The sequence below is a fragment of the Nocardia sp. NPDC088792 genome (assembly GCF_044750615.1).
GTDB lineage: Bacteria > Actinomycetota > Actinomycetes > Mycobacteriales > Mycobacteriaceae > Nocardia.
Window position 1 is genome coordinate 1,479,876 of the sequence record NZ_JBIVKC010000002.1, and the last position, 14,621, is coordinate 1,494,496.

Here is a 14,621-nt window from a genome sequence, read left to right on the forward strand (position 1 = left end):
CGGCCCGGTCGGGGCCGGAACTCAGTGCACGTAGGCGCGCTGCAGGATCGCCTCGGTGTCGACGCCGGTGGGCAAGGTACCGAAGGCGATGCCCCAGTCGCCGCCGAAACGGGTGGCGCAGAAGGCATCCGCGATGGCCGGGTGACCGTGGCGCACCAGTTGCGCGCCCTGCAGCACCAGCGCCATCAGCTCGACCACGCGCCGGGTCCGGTATTCGATATCGGACAGGTCGGTGAGTTCCTTGCCGAGGCGGTCGATGGCGGTATCGAGGTGATTGTTCGCGCCGCGCGCGAGGGACACCTCGTTGAAGAACGCCTCCACCGTCTCGGGCTGACGGCCCATGGCGCGCAAGGCATCCAGCGCCGCCACATTGCCGGAGCCTTCCCAGATGGACATGAGCGGCGCCTCCCGGTACAGCCGCGGCATGCCCGACTCCTCGACATAACCGTTGCCGCCCAGGCATTCCAGCGCCTCGGCCGCATGGACGGGCGCCCGCTTGCACACCCAGTACTTGGTGACGGCCAGCGCGATGCGGCGCAGCGCCGCCTCGGCCGGATCGGTGCCGGCGCGATCGGTGGCGCCCGCCAGCCGCATCATGACGGTGGTGGCGGCATCGGATTCGATCACCAGGTCCGCCAGCACATTCCGCATGGCGGGCTGGTCGATCAGGTGTTTGCCGAACGCCGACCGATGCCGGGCGTGGTGGGTGGCGAACACGACACCCGCCCGCATCCCGGTGGCCGACCCGATCACGCAGTCCAGGCGGGTCATATTGACCATCTCGATAATGGTCTTCACGCCCGCGCCCTCCGCGCCGACCAGCCAGCCGGTGGCGTTCTCGTATTCGATCTCGGAGGAGGCATTGGACTTGTTGCCCAGCTTGTCCTTCAGCCGCTGCAGGCGCAGCGGGTTACGCGAGCCGTCGGGCAGCACGCGCGGCAGCAGGAAACAGGACAGGCCGCCGGGCGCCTGCGCCAGCGTGAGGAACATGTCCGACATGGGCGCGGAGGTGAACCACTTGTGGCCCACGATGCGGTACGTGCCGTCGGATTGCGGTGTGGCCGTGGTGGTATTGGCGCGGACGTCGGAGCCGCCCTGCTTCTCGGTCATGGACATGCCGGCGATGAGACCGGCCTTCGAGGACGGTTCGCGCAGCCCGTAGTCGTAGACGCGGGAGGCCAGCAGCGGCTCGAAACGCGCGGACAGTTCCGGATTGTGGCGCAGCGCGGGAACTACCGCGTAGGTCATGGAGATCGGGCACATATGCCCGGCGTCGGCGATGCCCCAGGTGTAGAACTTGGCGGCGCGGGCGGTGTGCGCGGCCGGGCGGTCGTCGGTCCACGGCGAGCCGTGCAGGCCGTGCTCGACCGCGACGGTCATGAGATCGTGCCAGTACGGGTGGAATTCGACCTCGTCGACGCGATTGCCGTAGCGGTCGTGGGTGTGCAGGACGGGCGGGTTCTCATTGGCCACCCGGCCCCATTCCTGCGCCGCGAAACCGCCTGCGAGCGCGCCGAGTTCACGCACCTCGGCCTCGGCCCAGCCGGCGCCCTCGCGATGCAGGCCCTCGATGAGCGCGGGATTGCGGGAATTGTCGAAGGGCACGATGTCCGGGACCTGATTGAACACTTCATGCGTGGGCATTGAGGGGACTCCTATTCCTGGCCCTGCTGTTCCTGCGATCGGCCCTGATGTTCCTGAGGGACACCGAGCGCCCGCAGTGCGAATGCGACGAGTTCGGGCATGACCGATTCGCTTTCCAGCTCCTCGGCGAGCGGTCCTACCAGCACCTCACCGATCGCCCCGACGAGAGCGGTGGCGGAGGTACGCGGATCCTGCGGCGGCAGTTGCCCGGTGGCGACGCCCTCGGCCACCGCGGCTTCGAAGGTTTCGGCGAAGGCCCGCCGGAAGCGCAGGCGTTCGGCGTCAACGGCGGTATCCACCGGTTCGGCCAGCAGCACGTACGCGAGTTTCGGGTTCTTGAGCGCGCGCCCGGCAAAGGTCTCGACCGCGGCGGTGACGCGTTCCCTGGCGAGTTTGGCCGAGCCGGTCGCTTCCCCGGCCTCGGCGACGGCCGCCACCTCGCGGGTGACGACCTCGCGGAAAACGGCGGCTACCAGTTCGGATTTGCCGCTGAAGCTCTTGTAGACGGTGCCGGTGGCGACTCCGGCCTCGGCGGCGACGGCGGCCATGGACAATCCGGCGAAGCCGTCACGGGAGAGAACGGTCATGGCGGCCCGCACGATCGACCCCGCCTGGGCGTCCAGGCGGGCTTGCACAGCGGGGGTTCGGCGGTATGCCACCCAAGAAGTGAACCACTCATTCATTTCTTGACGCAACCCCGGATTTACGGCGTATGTTCATCCCGTGACCGTCAGAGTCGAACGCAACGGCCCAGTGACCACCGTGATCCTGCATCGTCCAGAGGCACGCAATGCGGTGGACGGCCCGACCGCCGCCGAACTGGCCGCCGCCTTCCGCGAATTCGACGCCGACCCCACCGCCTCGGTCGCCGTGCTGTGGGGCGACGGCGGCACCTTCTGCGCCGGCGCCGACCTGAAAGCCCTTGGCACCGAACGCTCCAACCAGGTCACCGAGGACGGCGACGGCCCGATGGGTCCCACCCGCATGCGCCTGTCCAAACCGGTGATCGCCGCCGTCTCCGGCTACGCCGTGGCGGGCGGCCTGGAGCTGGCGCTCTGGTGCGATCTGCGAGTCGCCGAGCAGGACAGCACCTTCGGCGTCTTCTGCCGCCGCTGGGGCGTCCCGCTCATCGACGGCGGCACGCTGCGGCTGCCGCGCATCATCGGCACCGGGCGCGCCATGGATCTGATTCTCACCGGCCGCGCGGTAGGTGCGGCCGAGGCGCTGCAGATCGGCCTGGTGAGCCGGGTGGTCCCGCCCGGTGAATCCCGGCGCGCCGCAGAGGAACTCGCCCGCGAATTGTCCGCTCTGCCGCAAACCTGCCTGCGCTCCGACCGCATGTCGGTGCTGGAACAGGATGGAATGGACGAAACCGCCGCTCTCGCCAATGAACTCCAGCACGGCATGAAAGCGCTCATGGATGGCGCCCTGGACGGTGCGCAGCGCTTCGCCTCCGGAGCCGGCCGCCACGGCACCCGTGCCTGATATGCGCGAGTCCCCCGCGCGCCGATGATCGAGCAGGTGAAGCCGTCCGGATATCCGGCAACAGATGTCGGTACCGCTCGGTACGCTAGCCGTTCGATGAATCGGCTCAGCGTGGTGGATGAGATCTTCCTGCGGGCGCACCGGGGCATGGGCACCCCGATCGCCCTGCAGGGACTCTGGCGTACCGCCGAACCGGTGCATCCCGCGCTGCTCTGGCGAGTACACGAGGAACTGCGCACCGGACCGCTCGGCCGCCGCGTGGTGCGCTCCCACGTACCCGGCGCCCGGCCGCGCTGGCAGCCGAACGCGCAGGCCCATCCCTTCACCATGACCGATCAGCCCATTCCGGCTGCCACCCTGCTGGATTGGGCCGACCGGCAGGGCACGGACCTGAATCCGGAAGAGGGTCCGGGCTGGCGGCTCTCCGCCGCCCGGCTCGACGACGGCGGCTGTGTGGTGACCCTGACCTGCTCGCACGCCCTCGCCGACGGACGCGCCCTGACCCTGGCCGTCGATCACGCCCTCACCGGCACGCCGCTGGCGGCGCCCATTGCGGAACAATCGGATTGGGCCGACGCCCGCAAACAATGGGGCACCGTACTCGGCGGCACCGCCCGTGCCCTGCGCCGCGGCATTCCGCGCCGCCCGGAACGCCCGGCGGATCGGAAGGCCCTGTCGGCGACCATGACCCGCGCCGTGCCCGTTTTCGTGCCCTCCCCCATCGGCCCCGGTGCGGCGAAGACGGACCAGAAGACGGCCAAGCGCAGACCGGACACCCTCACCCCCGGCGCGGTGCTGCAGTTCCCGGCCCGCGAATGGAATCGGGTGGCCGTCGAGCACGGCGGCACCGCCAACAGTCTTTTCGTGCATCTGGTCGCGACCATGCTGTGGGACAGCGGTTTCCGCGCCGAGACCATTGCCGCCAGCCTGCCCGTCGATACCCGCGACGAGCCCCGGGTGGACAACGATATGGCGATGACCGAGATCGCCATTGCCCGCGACGACGATCCGGCCACCATCCGCCGCAAGGCACGCAAGGCCTACGAGCACCGCATGACCAGTCCCGGCGGCATTCCGGAGGAACTGCTGCAGGTGATCCCGGATCGGCTGGCCTTCGCGCTCGCCAAGGGGGCGGGCGAACGAGACATCCTGTGCTCCAATATCGGAACGCTGCCCGATTCGCTGCTCAGCATCGGCCCGCATCCGTGCACCGGGGTGGCGGCCCGCGCCATTCATCCGGGCCTGCGCCCGGATCGCTTGCCCCGCACCCGCCTGTCCGCGTACCTCGCCCGCATCGCGGACAGCTATACGCTCTCGCTGGTCGGGCTGGACCCGGACACCATCCCGAGTTCGGCCGCCCTCATCGAATTGGCGACCGGCGCGATGACCCGGATCGGCCTGACCGCGACGGCCTGGTGACCGGCTAGCGCACTGTCGCGGGCGCCTCGAAACGCGCCCGGACGTGTTCGGGCACTTCGATTCCCGGCGCGAGATCCGCGGACGAGATCGCGGCCTCGAAGGATTGCCGCAGCGGCAGCACGCCCGCCCACACCCCGGGCGCGGTGAGATCGGATTCGTCGTCCCGGGGGTCGCCGGTGCGCACCTTCACCGAGGCCTCGGTGAGATCCAGCGCCAGCACCATGGTCGCCGCCATCTCCTTCTTGCTGGGCGAGCGCACCGCATCCCAGGCGCCGGGCGCGAGGTGTTCCACGATCACCCGCAGCCCGTGCATGCGCTCGGCCGCATCGGTGAGTTCCACCGGACGCGCGTGGATCACGGCGGACCGATAGTTCATGGAGAAGTGCATGGCCGACCGCGCGTACACGATCCCGTCCACGTGCGTCACCGCCACCGACACCGGACCGGTGATGGCGGCCCGCAGATTTCCCGCACCCGTCGACCCGTGCAGATACAAGGTGTCGCCGTCACGCCCGTACGTGGTGGGAATGACGACCGGCGCCCCGCCCAGCACCACACCCAAGTGGCAGATCATCCCGCTGTCCAGCACGGCATCCAGCTCCGCACGATCGGCCTGCGCCCGTTCCTTGGAACGGGTCACGGTGCTGCGCGGAGTGGGTGACAAGGGGGTCCGGTTCGATACTGCCTCGCTCATGTGACCAGCTTCGCCGGAGAAATGGCATTCCTGAATAGCCAATTCCACGCAAGATCGAAGGACCACTTCGAGGCCTTCCCTACCCGAAGTGGCATGCTGATACGGTCTACGGCTCACACGGCGAGAGGTCCAATTCCGTGGAAACAGCATCTCGGGGCACCGCATCGACGCGGTCCGGCTCGCAGGTCGCGGTCGAGGATCTGCCGCTCGGTCTCGATCGGGCCGCGGGGGTGCCGCTGGCGGTGCAATTGGCGGACGGGTTGCGGAGTGCGGCCACGGCGGGGGCATTGCGCGGCGGCGATCGGCTGCCGTCCTCGCGGGAACTGGCGAATCGGCTCGGAGTCAGCCGGACCGTCGTCACCGCCGCCTATGACCAGTTGCATGCCGAAGGATGGTTGAGCGGGAAGCACGGGTCGGGCACCTATCTGACCGCTTCGCCACAGCCGGTGGCCGAGCCGGCCACCACGGATGTGCGCGGGGATCCGGCGGACGGCCTGCTGGATCTGGCCGCGGGCGCGCCGTCGATCGAAACCCTGGATCCGGCGGCGTGGCGGCGGGCGTGGCGCGCAGCGTCCGATCGAATTCCGCTGGTGCGCAAGGACCGTCGTGGAGAGGCTGACTATCGAGCGGCGGTGGCCGAACATCTGCTGCGGCATCGCGGGCTCGGGGCGAGCAGTTCGAGCATGGTGCTGGCGACGGCCGGAACCAGTTCGGCCGTGGGGGAACTCGCGGCCGCGCTGCTCTCGCCCGGCGATGTGGTCGCCATCGAGGATCCCGGCTATGCGCGGGCCATCGGCGCGCTGCAAGCCGCCGGGGTGGACCTGGTGGGCGTCCCGGTCGATGCCGAGGGGCTCCGGGTGGATCTGATTCCGGAACAGGCGAAGGCGGTGTATTGCACACCCGCGCACCAGTTTCCGCTGGGCGCGCGGCTGCCCGCGGCCCGGCGGGTGGCGCTGGTGGAGTTCGCGCGGCGGACCGGCGCGGTCATTCTCGAGGACGACTACGACGGCGAATTGCGTTACGACACCGCGCCTTTACCGCTGCTCGCCACGCTCGCGCCGGACCTGGTGGTGCATCTGGGCACCACCAGCAAGATCCTGACCCCCAGCCTCGGCGTGGGCTGGCTGGTCGCCGCACCCGCCGTGGCCGCGGCCGTGCTGGCCTACCGGGAGCTGACCGGCACCGGCCCGGCGCCCGCCGGGCAGCAGGTGGTGTCGGAGCTGGCCCGGCACGGTGATCTGTCCCGGCACCTGCGCCGGCTGCGCCGCGAGATGCCGCCGCGGCGCGCGCTGGTGGTGGCGGAACTGCGCCGGCACGGGCTGCCGGTGCTCGGCGACGATGCCGGCTCGCATGTGGTGGTCCCGCTGGCCACCGCCGCCGCGGAGGATCGGGCGGTCGCCGAGGCGCGCGCGGCAGGGCTGCGACTGGACGGTCTGGGCCGCTATCACCTGGGCCCGCGCCACACCTTCGGCATCGCCATCGGCTATGCGGCGCTTTCCCGCGCCGACCTGCCGCGGGCGCTCGCGCTGGCTGGCCCGATCCTCGCCCGGGCGGCGGCGTTCGCCGCCGGCTGAACCGGCCGGACAAACCGCGGCACAAACCGGGCGGGGTCGTAGAGTGGACCCGGTGAGGAATGCGGGCCGGCAACCGGCCCGCGCCGACTACGAGAGTGGAGATTCCATGAGCGAACAGGACATCCTCGGCCGCATCAAGGACCTGGTGGATCGCGAGCACGAACTCCGCTCCCAGGCCACCAAGGGCGAGGTCGACCCGGAGACCGAACGCCGACAGCTCGCCGAACTCGAGGTCATGCTCGACCAGTGCTGGGACCTGCTGCGCCAGCGCCGCGCCCGCATCGACCAGGGCCGCAACCCCGAGGAAGCCGAAGCCTCCTCCGCCCGCCAGGTCGAGGGCTATCTGCAGTAGCCGATTGGCCGTCTCGGTCTGCCTGGGAGACGGCCGACGCCGCTACTCTTCTTGAATGGTGGCAACGACAGACATCACGACCGCTGACGGCACTGTTCGCGGTCTCCGGGGCCGCCGCGTATCACGCTGGCGGTCCATTCCTTTTGCTGCGCCGCCGGTCGGTGAGCTGAGATTCCGTGCGCCGCAACCCGTGCAGCCGTGGCGCGGGGTGCGGGATGCGACCCAATTCGGTTTCGCGGCAATGCAGCATCGCAATGGCGCCCGCATCGGCCCGCGGACGCAGCAGCCGACCGGCGAGGACTGCCTGACCCTGAATGTCACGGTCCCGAACGAACCGGCGGCGGGCCCGCGCCCGGTCATGGTATTCATCCACGGCGGCGGCTATTTCATCGGAACCTCCGCGCTGGGACTGTATTCCGGCGCCCGGCTGGCGGTGCGCGGCGATGTGATCGTGGTGTCGATCAACTATCGGCTCGGCGCCTTCGGGTACGTCGATTTCAGCGAATACTCCACGCCCGCAAACGCTTTCGACTCCAACCTCGGTCTGCGCGATCAGGTGGCGGCCCTGGAATGGGTGCGGCGCAATATCGCCGCCTTCGGTGGCGACCCCGGCAATGTCACCATCTTCGGCGAATCCGCCGGTGCGCATGCCGTTCTCGCCCTGTTCGCCACGCCCGCGGCGGCGGGATTGTTCCATCGCGGCATCTCGCAGAGTCCGCCCGCCGACTGGGCTTCGTCCCCGGCCGATGCGAAACTCTTCGCGCAGCGCTGTGTGACCGAGCTCGGCGCGACCGCCACAACGGCGGCGGAGCGGCTGCGCACGGCCTCCGCCAATGACATTCGCCGCGCGGTGGATCGCGCCATCAACCGGATCCTGCACGATCAGCCCGGCCTGTTCCCGGGTGCACCGCTGGTGGACGGCGAGTATCTGCCGCTCTCCCCCATCGACGCGTTCGCGAGCGGCGCCGCGCATCGGGTGCCGCTGATCATCGGCACGAATCAGGACGAGGCGACCCTCTTCACCCGCTTCGACGACACCCTCCCGACCACGCCCGAACGCATCCATTGGTTGTTGCGGCAGTCGGGCGCCGATGCCGAATCCCGGGTCACCGCCGCGTATCCCGGCTATCCAAGTCCGAAGGCGGCGGTCCGGGTGGGCGGCGATTTCACCTTCTGGCGGCCGTCGCTGCAGGTCATGGAATCGCACAGCCGATACGCCCCGACCTATGCCTATCGGTTCGACTTCGCCCCGCGCGCAATCCAACTGGCAGGTTTCGGCGCGACCCATGCCCTGGACCTGCTGCCGGTCTTCGGCGCCACCGATACCCCGATCGGACGCGCCATGACCATCGCCGGCGGTCAGCGCGGCCTCCGCGCGGTGACCAGGCAGTTCATGGACAACTGGCTGGCCTTCGCGCGCACGGGCAGCCCGCTCCCGTCGTGGCCCGCCTATACCGAGGACCGCCGGGCGACCTGGATCATCGACTACCCGCCGCACGTGGCGTACGACCCCGACAAGACCAAGCGTCTCGCCTGGCAGGGGGTCCGCATTCCCGCGCTGACCTGAGCCGGACGATCCACCGAAACGTGATATACATCACTCACCGGGTAATTCGTGCTGCCTATCACAACAGATCAGGCTGACCCGCGGCCCCGCGACGGTCCGCGCGGCCGCGGTCGGTGGCGGGCAATCGCAACTTCGATCGACTCGGCCCAACTCGCGACCGTGCGATTATCTCCGGTATGCCGAACCACAAACTCGTATGCCTTCCGTTCGCCGGTTCTGGCGCTTCGTTTTTTCGAAATGCACAATCGCCCGCCGGAATCGACATCCTGCCGATTCAACTGCCCGGCCGCGAGGAACGATTCGGCGATGCGCCCTCGGCGGATCTCCATGTGACGGTGGGCGATATAGCACGGCAGGTCCGCGCGGAGAATGCCCCGGAAACCCGGGTCCTGCTCTTCGGACACAGCTTCGGCGCAATTCTCGCATTCGAGCTGGCGCGGACCCTCGGGGACGTCGTCGACCATGTATTCGTGAGCGGTTCTCCGGATCCGTGGAATCCGCGTGCCGAGCGCGCGACGGGCCTCACCGACGAGCAATTCATTGCACAGGTGGAGACCTTCGCCGGGTATTCCCATCCGGCGCTTGCGCATACGGAGTTGCGCACCATCATTCTGCCGACCCTGCGCGGCGATGTGACGATGCACGAGTCGTATACGGCGGACGCGTCGGCGATCATCGAGGCGCCGATCACCGCGCTGCGCGGCAGCGACGACGTGCTGGTCTCCGAGCAGGATGTGCTCGGCTGGAGCAAGGCGACCACCGGCAAGTTCACGCTGCAGACGGTTCCCGGTGGGCACATGTACCTCACCGACCGGCTGAACGAGACCCTGGAACTCGTTGCCACCCTGGCGAACACCGCCGATGCCGAATAACGAGAACCTCGTCGCGCTGGTGACCGGCGCCGCCCGCGGCGTGGGCCGGGCGTGTGCGGTCCGGCTCGCCGAATCGAACGCGTCGCTGGTGCTGATGGACATCGGGCGGAACACCCCCGAGGTGCCGTACCCGCTGGGCTCGGAGAGCCAGCTCGAGCAGACGCGGCGCTTGTGCCTGGAGGCCGGCGCCGATACCGAGACCTTCCTCGGCGACGTCCGCGAGCGCGCTGATGTCGAGGCCGTCATGAAGCTGGCCACGGCACGGTTCGGCCGCCTGGATGTCGTGGTCAATTGCGCCGGGATCGTCGCGCCGTCCGGCGAGAGCATCGACCGTGTCTCGGAAGAGGACTGGGCGACCATGCTCGATATCAATCTGACCGGGCCGTTCCGGATCATGTCCGCGGCCGCGCGGATCATGAAGGAGCAGGGTTCGGGCAGCATCGTCAATATCGCGTCGACGGCCGGGCTGGTCGGCTATCGGAACTTCGCCGGGTATGTGGCCTCCAAGCACGGACTGGTCGGCCTGACGAAGGCCGCCGCACTGGATCTGGCCCCGCACGGTATCCGCGTCAATGCGATCTGCCCCGGATCCATCCACGACGCACCCGAACTCGAGGGCCGCATGCTCCGCGAGGTCGCCGATGCCCTCGACCTGGACGGCGATCACGAGCAGTTGTTCCTGCGTGATCAGCCCTCGAATGCCCTTGTCGCCGCGGCGGATATCGCCGAGACGGTGGCTTGGCTGGCATCGAGCCGGAGCCGCAGTGTGGTCGGCGCCGTCGTGACGGTCGACGGCGGATTCACTTCTCGATGATCGCACCACCACAGAGGCCCGGTATATGACAATGACCCAGGACACCGCGCTCGCGCAGCCGGTCGTCACCGCGCTCCCCGCCGCCGTCGCGGTGCGTTTCGATGCGCCCGCGCACAGTGCCGCCACCCTCGTCGAGCTGGTCGCCGCGGCCATCGGCGTCGATCCGGAAGCCATCGGAATCTGGTCGCGGAGCGTCCCTTTCGCGGCGTCCTCGGCCGCTGCCGCGCGCATTGTCCGGCAGCAACTGGGCCATTCCCTGGACGCGGGATCGCGCGCACGCCTGACATACACGCGGTATTCCGACGGGGTCGCGGATGTGGTGCTGTCGGCCGCTGCCGGATTGGGCACGATAGCCGCCGAATTCGACCGGCTCGGGGCGCTGCCGATCACTTGGCTTTCCGAAAGTCCAGGTGAGCGTGCGGGAGTCGGGAATATCGAACTCGCCGATCAGCTGCGGAGTGATGAATTCACCGCCGCCGTCGTTATCACGCTGGCGCGTTTTCTGGATACCGGCGCATTGTCGGTCGATCTGGTCGCGGCGGACAATGCGCTGAAATTGCTGTCCGTGAAATGCGAAGTCGATCCCCGGGGTTCCGTGAAGTCGGTGATGTCGCAGCTGAATTTCGTTGCGGTGGCCGCGCCGGATGGCGATCGCGAATTGCGGGCCGTCCGAGTCGTCGATTACACCGGCGCACCGGGAACCTTTCTCCCCGAATCGAATTCCGCATACGATTTCGATATCGCGATTCGACCGGTTACGCAGACAACGGCCCGGATCGAGGTGCACGGCCGGACGGGCGATTACCTCGATCAGCTCGCCGAGGTGACCGGGCTCGTCTACCAGCAGATTCGAGCGGCCGGTCCGGAGCTGACCATCCGGGACATCACGTATTCCACTGACTCCGCGACGATTCCGCTGGAGATCGGGCAGCACGCCACGGTATCCGGCCGGATAGAACAGCGCGTCGCCGCGCATGCCGCCGCCCGCCCGGAATCGATCGCCGTGCTGCACGGAACGGACGCGACGACGTTCCGGGCGCTGGATGAACTGTCCGATCGCATCGCGGCGGGATTGCTGACACTCGGTGTGCGCCCGGGCGATTTCGTGGTGACGGCGGCCGAGAAGTCCGCCGGCCTGTTCGCGCTGATGCTCGGCATCTGGAAGTGCGGCGGCGCGTATGTTCCGGTCGATATCGAGTTTCCGATCGACCGCCTGACCTACATCATCGAGGATTCCCGCGCGCGGGTGGCCGTCGTCGACGCGAAACTGCTGGATTCACTCCCGGATTCCGTGCGCGCGGTCGGCCTCTCGGCACTGATCGAAGCAGAGGCCCCGGCGGTCACCCTGCCCCGAGGTCTGTCCGGGCAGGCGCCCGCCTATGCCATCTATACCTCGGGCACCACCGGTCGCCCCAAGGGCACCGTGATCGCGCACGGTAGCGTGCTGGCGCTGATCGATGCGCTCGCCGTCGAATGCGCGCTGACCGAGAACGACGTGTGGAGCGTATTCCATTCGCCCGCATTCGATTTCTCGGTGTGGGAGATCTGGGGCGCGCTCATCACCGGCGGCACGGCCGCGGTGGTGGCCAAGGACACGGCGCGGGATCCCGCCCGATTCCATGCCTTGCTGCGCAGTGCGGGCGTGACCGTGCTCAGCCAAACCCCTTCGGCGTTCACGCATCTGGTCGACCATGATGCGTCGGCCCCGCTGCTGGACGAGCTCCGGCTGGTGATTCTGGGTGGCGAGGCCCTGCAGGCGGCGAGTGCTTCCGCCTGGCTGGACCGCTATCCCGAGCGGCGCTGCCGGCTGGTGAACATGTTCGGCATCACCGAGACCACCGTGCACGTGACCGTGCAGACGGTGAGCAAACACATTGCGCTGCACGCACCGCGGGCGGTCGGCCGTGCCATCCCGGGCTGGCACTACGCGGTCATGGGCCCCGATCTGCGGCCCGCCCCGCCGGGCTTCCCGGGCGAGATCCATGTGGCCGGAGCCGGTCTCGCGCTCTACTACTCGGGCAAACCGGCATTGACGGCGACCAAGTTCGTGGCCGGGAGCGACGGGCGGCGCTGGTATCGCAGTGGTGATCTGGGCCGGATCCGCGCCGACGGCACGCTGGAACATCTCGGGCGCATCGATCACCAGGTCAAGATCAATGGCTATCGCATCGAGCTGGACGAGATCCGCAACAGCATCATGCGCTACCCGGGTATCCGGGACGCGGCCGTGCTGTGCGCGGCGGGCGGCCGGTTCGGCACGCTCCGGCTGGACGCCTACGTGGTGGGCGCCGAGGCGAATACGGCCGAGCTGCGCGGCGCCATCGCCCGCACGCTGCCCTCGTACATGCATCCGGCGAGTTACACGGTGGTGGAGTCGATTCCGCTCACCACCAATGGCAAGGTCGATGTCGCGCGACTGCCGGTCCCGCAGCTCGGCGAGACCCCCGCCGACCCGAGCCCGGCCGACGAGCCGGTAGTGGCCGAAGTCTCCGCGACCCAGTCGATTCTGGCGGCCGCCTGGAGCGAGGTGCTGGGCAACGAGCCGCGGCCGGAGGACAACTTCTTCCTGTCCGGCGGTAACTCGCTGGCCGCCATCCATTTGAGCAACGAGCTCACCAAGAACGCGGTGACCATGCCGTTGACCACGCTGTACAAGTCACCGGTGTTCCAGGATCTGGTTGCCGCCCTGAGCGATTAGCGCACCGGCCGGCGAATGTCCGCGCGCTACTTGAGCAGGCGCGACATGCGCCGGTCGGCCAGGATCTTGCCGCCGGTCTGGCAGGTGGGGCAGTACTGGAAGGACTTGTCCGCGAAGGAGACCTCGCGCACCGTATCCCCGCAGACGGGGCACGGTAGCCCGGTGCGGGCGTGTACCTGCATGCCGGAACGCTTCTCGCCCTTGAGCCGGGCGGCATCCTGCCCCACCGACCGCTGAATGGCATCCGAGAGCGTCGCTCGCATGGCCGAATACAGCCGCGCGAGCTGCGCGGCGTCCAGGCCCGAGGCCGTGGCGAACGGCGACATCTTGGCCGTGTGCAGGATCTCGTCGGAGTAGGCGTTCCCGATGCCCGCGAGCACGGTCTGATCGGTGAGCGCGTTCTTGACCCGCTGCGAGGTGCCGCCCAGCAGTTCCGCGAACTCGGGCTCGCTCACCGCCATGGCGTCCGGTCCCAGTCGCGCGATCCCCGGCACGGTCAGCGGATCCGCCACCACCCACACCGCCAGCCGCTTCTTGGTCCCCGCCTCGGTCAGGTCGAAGGCCGGGGTGGCTCCTTCCGGGGTGAAGAAATGCACCCGCAAGGCCAGTGGTCCCTTCCCCGGCTTGGGCGGCGCCGCCCCGGGTTCATCGATCCACCGCAGCCACCCGCCCCGCGACAGATGCGTAATGAGCCAGAGCCCATCGCATTCCAGCCCGAGATGCTTCCCCCAATGCCCCGCCCCGGTCACGTCCCGCCCCGACAGCGCGGTGACCGGCGGATCGAAGGTCTTCAGCACACTCAGCGCCGCGACATCCACCCGCCCGACAACGGCACCCACCGCATGCTCGGCCAGAAACTGCTCGAGCGCCACGATCTCCGGCAATTCAGGCAAGGGGATCTCCTCCCGGTTCCCGAGTCATCCACCCCATACCCTCTGACCAGGGCGGATCTCACAACCCCACCCTAGCGTGGCCCGCCGACACCCGCTGGTTCCGAACGCCGCGAGCTGGACGATCACCTACGGCGCAGAGCGCGGCCCGCCGCGAGCCAGCGAATGGTCGGGGTGGTGGAGGCCGCACCGAGAGCCACGAGCGAGGCGACGAAGACGGCCTCATACTCGACGTCGTGCCACTGTGGGAAGAGGAATATGCCGACCGCGCAGAAGGTCAGCGCGGACAGGGCTCCGAAGATGGTCAGCCACCGGCCCAACCGGCGGCGGGCGAAGAGCAGCACCGAGCCCAGTCGTATTTGTGTCAAATGTGGTCTGCATCTGGTGACAACAAGGAGCTACCGCCGGGCGGTAGGTAGGTGCGTTCACGGCTAGGAGCTGTGTCAGATACGGCCTGTCGTCGCACTCTGCCTGCAGCTCACGCCGCCGCAGGTGGCACAGGCACGCCCTTCATTACTGTTGCGCCGCAGATCAAACCGTGTTGGGCGATCGACAATCCGGCTATGTCGGCGGTGATATTTTTCAGAAGTCGCGGCGCTGCCTGCCAGGCTC

13 protein-coding genes are annotated in these 14,621 nt (G+C 68.6%); 8 read left to right on the plus strand and 5 right to left on the minus strand.

Annotation, left to right across the window (positions count from 1 at the left end; genetic code table 11):
• Positions 1 to 21 precede the first annotated feature (21 nt).
• A complete protein-coding gene (locus ACIP5Y_RS16105; RefSeq protein WP_400350825.1) occupies positions 22 to 1,644 on the minus strand; it encodes an acyl-CoA dehydrogenase family protein in 1,623 nt (540 codons plus the stop codon).
• A gap of 11 nt (positions 1,645 to 1,655) precedes the next feature.
• On the minus strand, positions 1,656 to 2,303 hold the full coding sequence (locus ACIP5Y_RS16110; RefSeq protein ID WP_400350827.1) for a TetR/AcrR family transcriptional regulator: 648 nt from the start codon (positions 2,301 to 2,303) through the stop codon (positions 1,656 to 1,658).
• A gap of 64 nt (positions 2,304 to 2,367) precedes the next feature.
• On the opposite strand from ACIP5Y_RS16110, the gene ACIP5Y_RS16115 reads away from it, so the two are divergent.
• Complete coding sequence (locus ACIP5Y_RS16115) at positions 2,368 to 3,129, plus strand: crotonase/enoyl-CoA hydratase family protein (protein WP_400350829.1); 762 nt, start codon at positions 2,368 to 2,370, stop codon at positions 3,127 to 3,129.
• A gap of 96 nt (positions 3,130 to 3,225) precedes the next feature.
• On the plus strand, positions 3,226 to 4,548 hold the full coding sequence (locus ACIP5Y_RS16120; protein ID WP_400350831.1) for a hypothetical protein: 1,323 nt from the start codon (positions 3,226 to 3,228) through the stop codon (positions 4,546 to 4,548).
• 4 nt (positions 4,549 to 4,552) lie between these two features.
• On the opposite strand, the gene ACIP5Y_RS16125 is transcribed toward ACIP5Y_RS16120, so the two are convergent.
• A complete protein-coding gene (locus tag ACIP5Y_RS16125; RefSeq protein WP_400350833.1) occupies positions 4,553 to 5,242 on the minus strand; it encodes a pyridoxamine 5'-phosphate oxidase family protein in 690 nt (229 codons plus the stop codon).
• 137 nt (positions 5,243 to 5,379) lie between these two features.
• On the opposite strand from ACIP5Y_RS16125, the gene ACIP5Y_RS16130 reads away from it, so the two are divergent.
• From ACIP5Y_RS16130 to ACIP5Y_RS16155, 6 genes are all read left to right on the plus strand, one after another.
• Entirely contained in the window at positions 5,380 to 6,816 is a 1,437-nt protein-coding gene (locus ACIP5Y_RS16130) for a PLP-dependent aminotransferase family protein (RefSeq protein WP_400350835.1), read from the plus strand.
• Between the two features lie 106 nt (positions 6,817 to 6,922).
• Positions 6,923 to 7,168: a DUF2630 family protein gene (locus ACIP5Y_RS16135; RefSeq protein WP_397000759.1), complete on the plus strand. Its 246-nt coding sequence runs from the start codon at positions 6,923 to 6,925 to the stop codon at positions 7,166 to 7,168.
• Between the two features lie 55 nt (positions 7,169 to 7,223).
• The gene (locus ACIP5Y_RS16140) at positions 7,224 to 8,735 is read left to right on the plus strand and encodes a carboxylesterase/lipase family protein (RefSeq protein ID WP_400350837.1); all 1,512 of its coding nucleotides are present in this window, start codon (positions 7,224 to 7,226) and stop codon (positions 8,733 to 8,735) included.
• A 176-nt stretch (positions 8,736 to 8,911) separates the two neighbouring features.
• Positions 8,912 to 9,607, plus strand: a complete 696-nt coding sequence (locus tag ACIP5Y_RS16145; protein WP_400350839.1) for a thioesterase II family protein — start codon at positions 8,912 to 8,914, stop codon at positions 9,605 to 9,607.
• A complete protein-coding gene (locus ACIP5Y_RS16150; RefSeq protein WP_400350841.1) occupies positions 9,597 to 10,421 on the plus strand; it encodes an SDR family oxidoreductase in 825 nt (274 codons plus the stop codon). Before ACIP5Y_RS16145 ends, ACIP5Y_RS16150 begins: the two co-directional genes overlap by 11 nt.
• Positions 10,422 to 10,446: 25 nt before the next feature.
• Entirely contained in the window at positions 10,447 to 13,119 is a 2,673-nt protein-coding gene (locus ACIP5Y_RS16155; RefSeq protein WP_400350843.1) for a non-ribosomal peptide synthetase, read from the plus strand.
• A 26-nt stretch (positions 13,120 to 13,145) separates the two neighbouring features.
• Here ACIP5Y_RS16155 and ACIP5Y_RS16160 read toward each other — a convergent pair whose 3' ends face one another.
• Together ACIP5Y_RS16160 and ACIP5Y_RS16165 are read right to left on the minus strand one after the other, a co-directional pair.
• Positions 13,146 to 14,012 (minus strand): Fpg/Nei family DNA glycosylase, encoded by an 867-nt coding sequence (locus ACIP5Y_RS16160; protein ID WP_400350845.1) that lies wholly within the window; start codon positions 14,010 to 14,012, stop codon positions 13,146 to 13,148.
• A 122-nt stretch (positions 14,013 to 14,134) separates the two neighbouring features.
• A complete protein-coding gene (locus tag ACIP5Y_RS16165; protein ID WP_400350847.1) occupies positions 14,135 to 14,377 on the minus strand; it encodes a hypothetical protein in 243 nt (80 codons plus the stop codon).
• Positions 14,378 to 14,621: the final 244 nt, after the last annotated feature.

Excerpts from the sequence above, each read along its gene's own strand:
- ACIP5Y_RS16145 (WP_400350839.1), top strand. The coding sequence starts at position 8,912 with ATGCCGAACCACAAACTCGTATGCCTTCCGTTCGCCGGTTCTGGCGCT.
- ACIP5Y_RS16120 (WP_400350831.1), top strand. The coding sequence starts at position 3,226 with ATGAATCGGCTCAGCGTGGTGGATGAGATCTTCCTGCGGGCGCACCGG.
- ACIP5Y_RS16150 (WP_400350841.1), top strand. The coding sequence starts at position 9,597 with ATGCCGAATAACGAGAACCTCGTCGCGCTGGTGACCGGCGCCGCCCGC.
- ACIP5Y_RS16125 (WP_400350833.1), bottom strand. The coding sequence starts at position 5,242 with ATGAGCGAGGCAGTATCGAACCGGACCCCCTTGTCACCCACTCCGCGC.
- ACIP5Y_RS16105 (WP_400350825.1), bottom strand. The coding sequence starts at position 1,644 with ATGCCCACGCATGAAGTGTTCAATCAGGTCCCGGACATCGTGCCCTTC.
- ACIP5Y_RS16140 (WP_400350837.1), top strand. The coding sequence starts at position 7,224 with ATGGTGGCAACGACAGACATCACGACCGCTGACGGCACTGTTCGCGGT.
- ACIP5Y_RS16155 (WP_400350843.1), top strand. The coding sequence starts at position 10,447 with ATGACAATGACCCAGGACACCGCGCTCGCGCAGCCGGTCGTCACCGCG.
- ACIP5Y_RS16135 (WP_397000759.1), top strand. The coding sequence starts at position 6,923 with ATGAGCGAACAGGACATCCTCGGCCGCATCAAGGACCTGGTGGATCGC.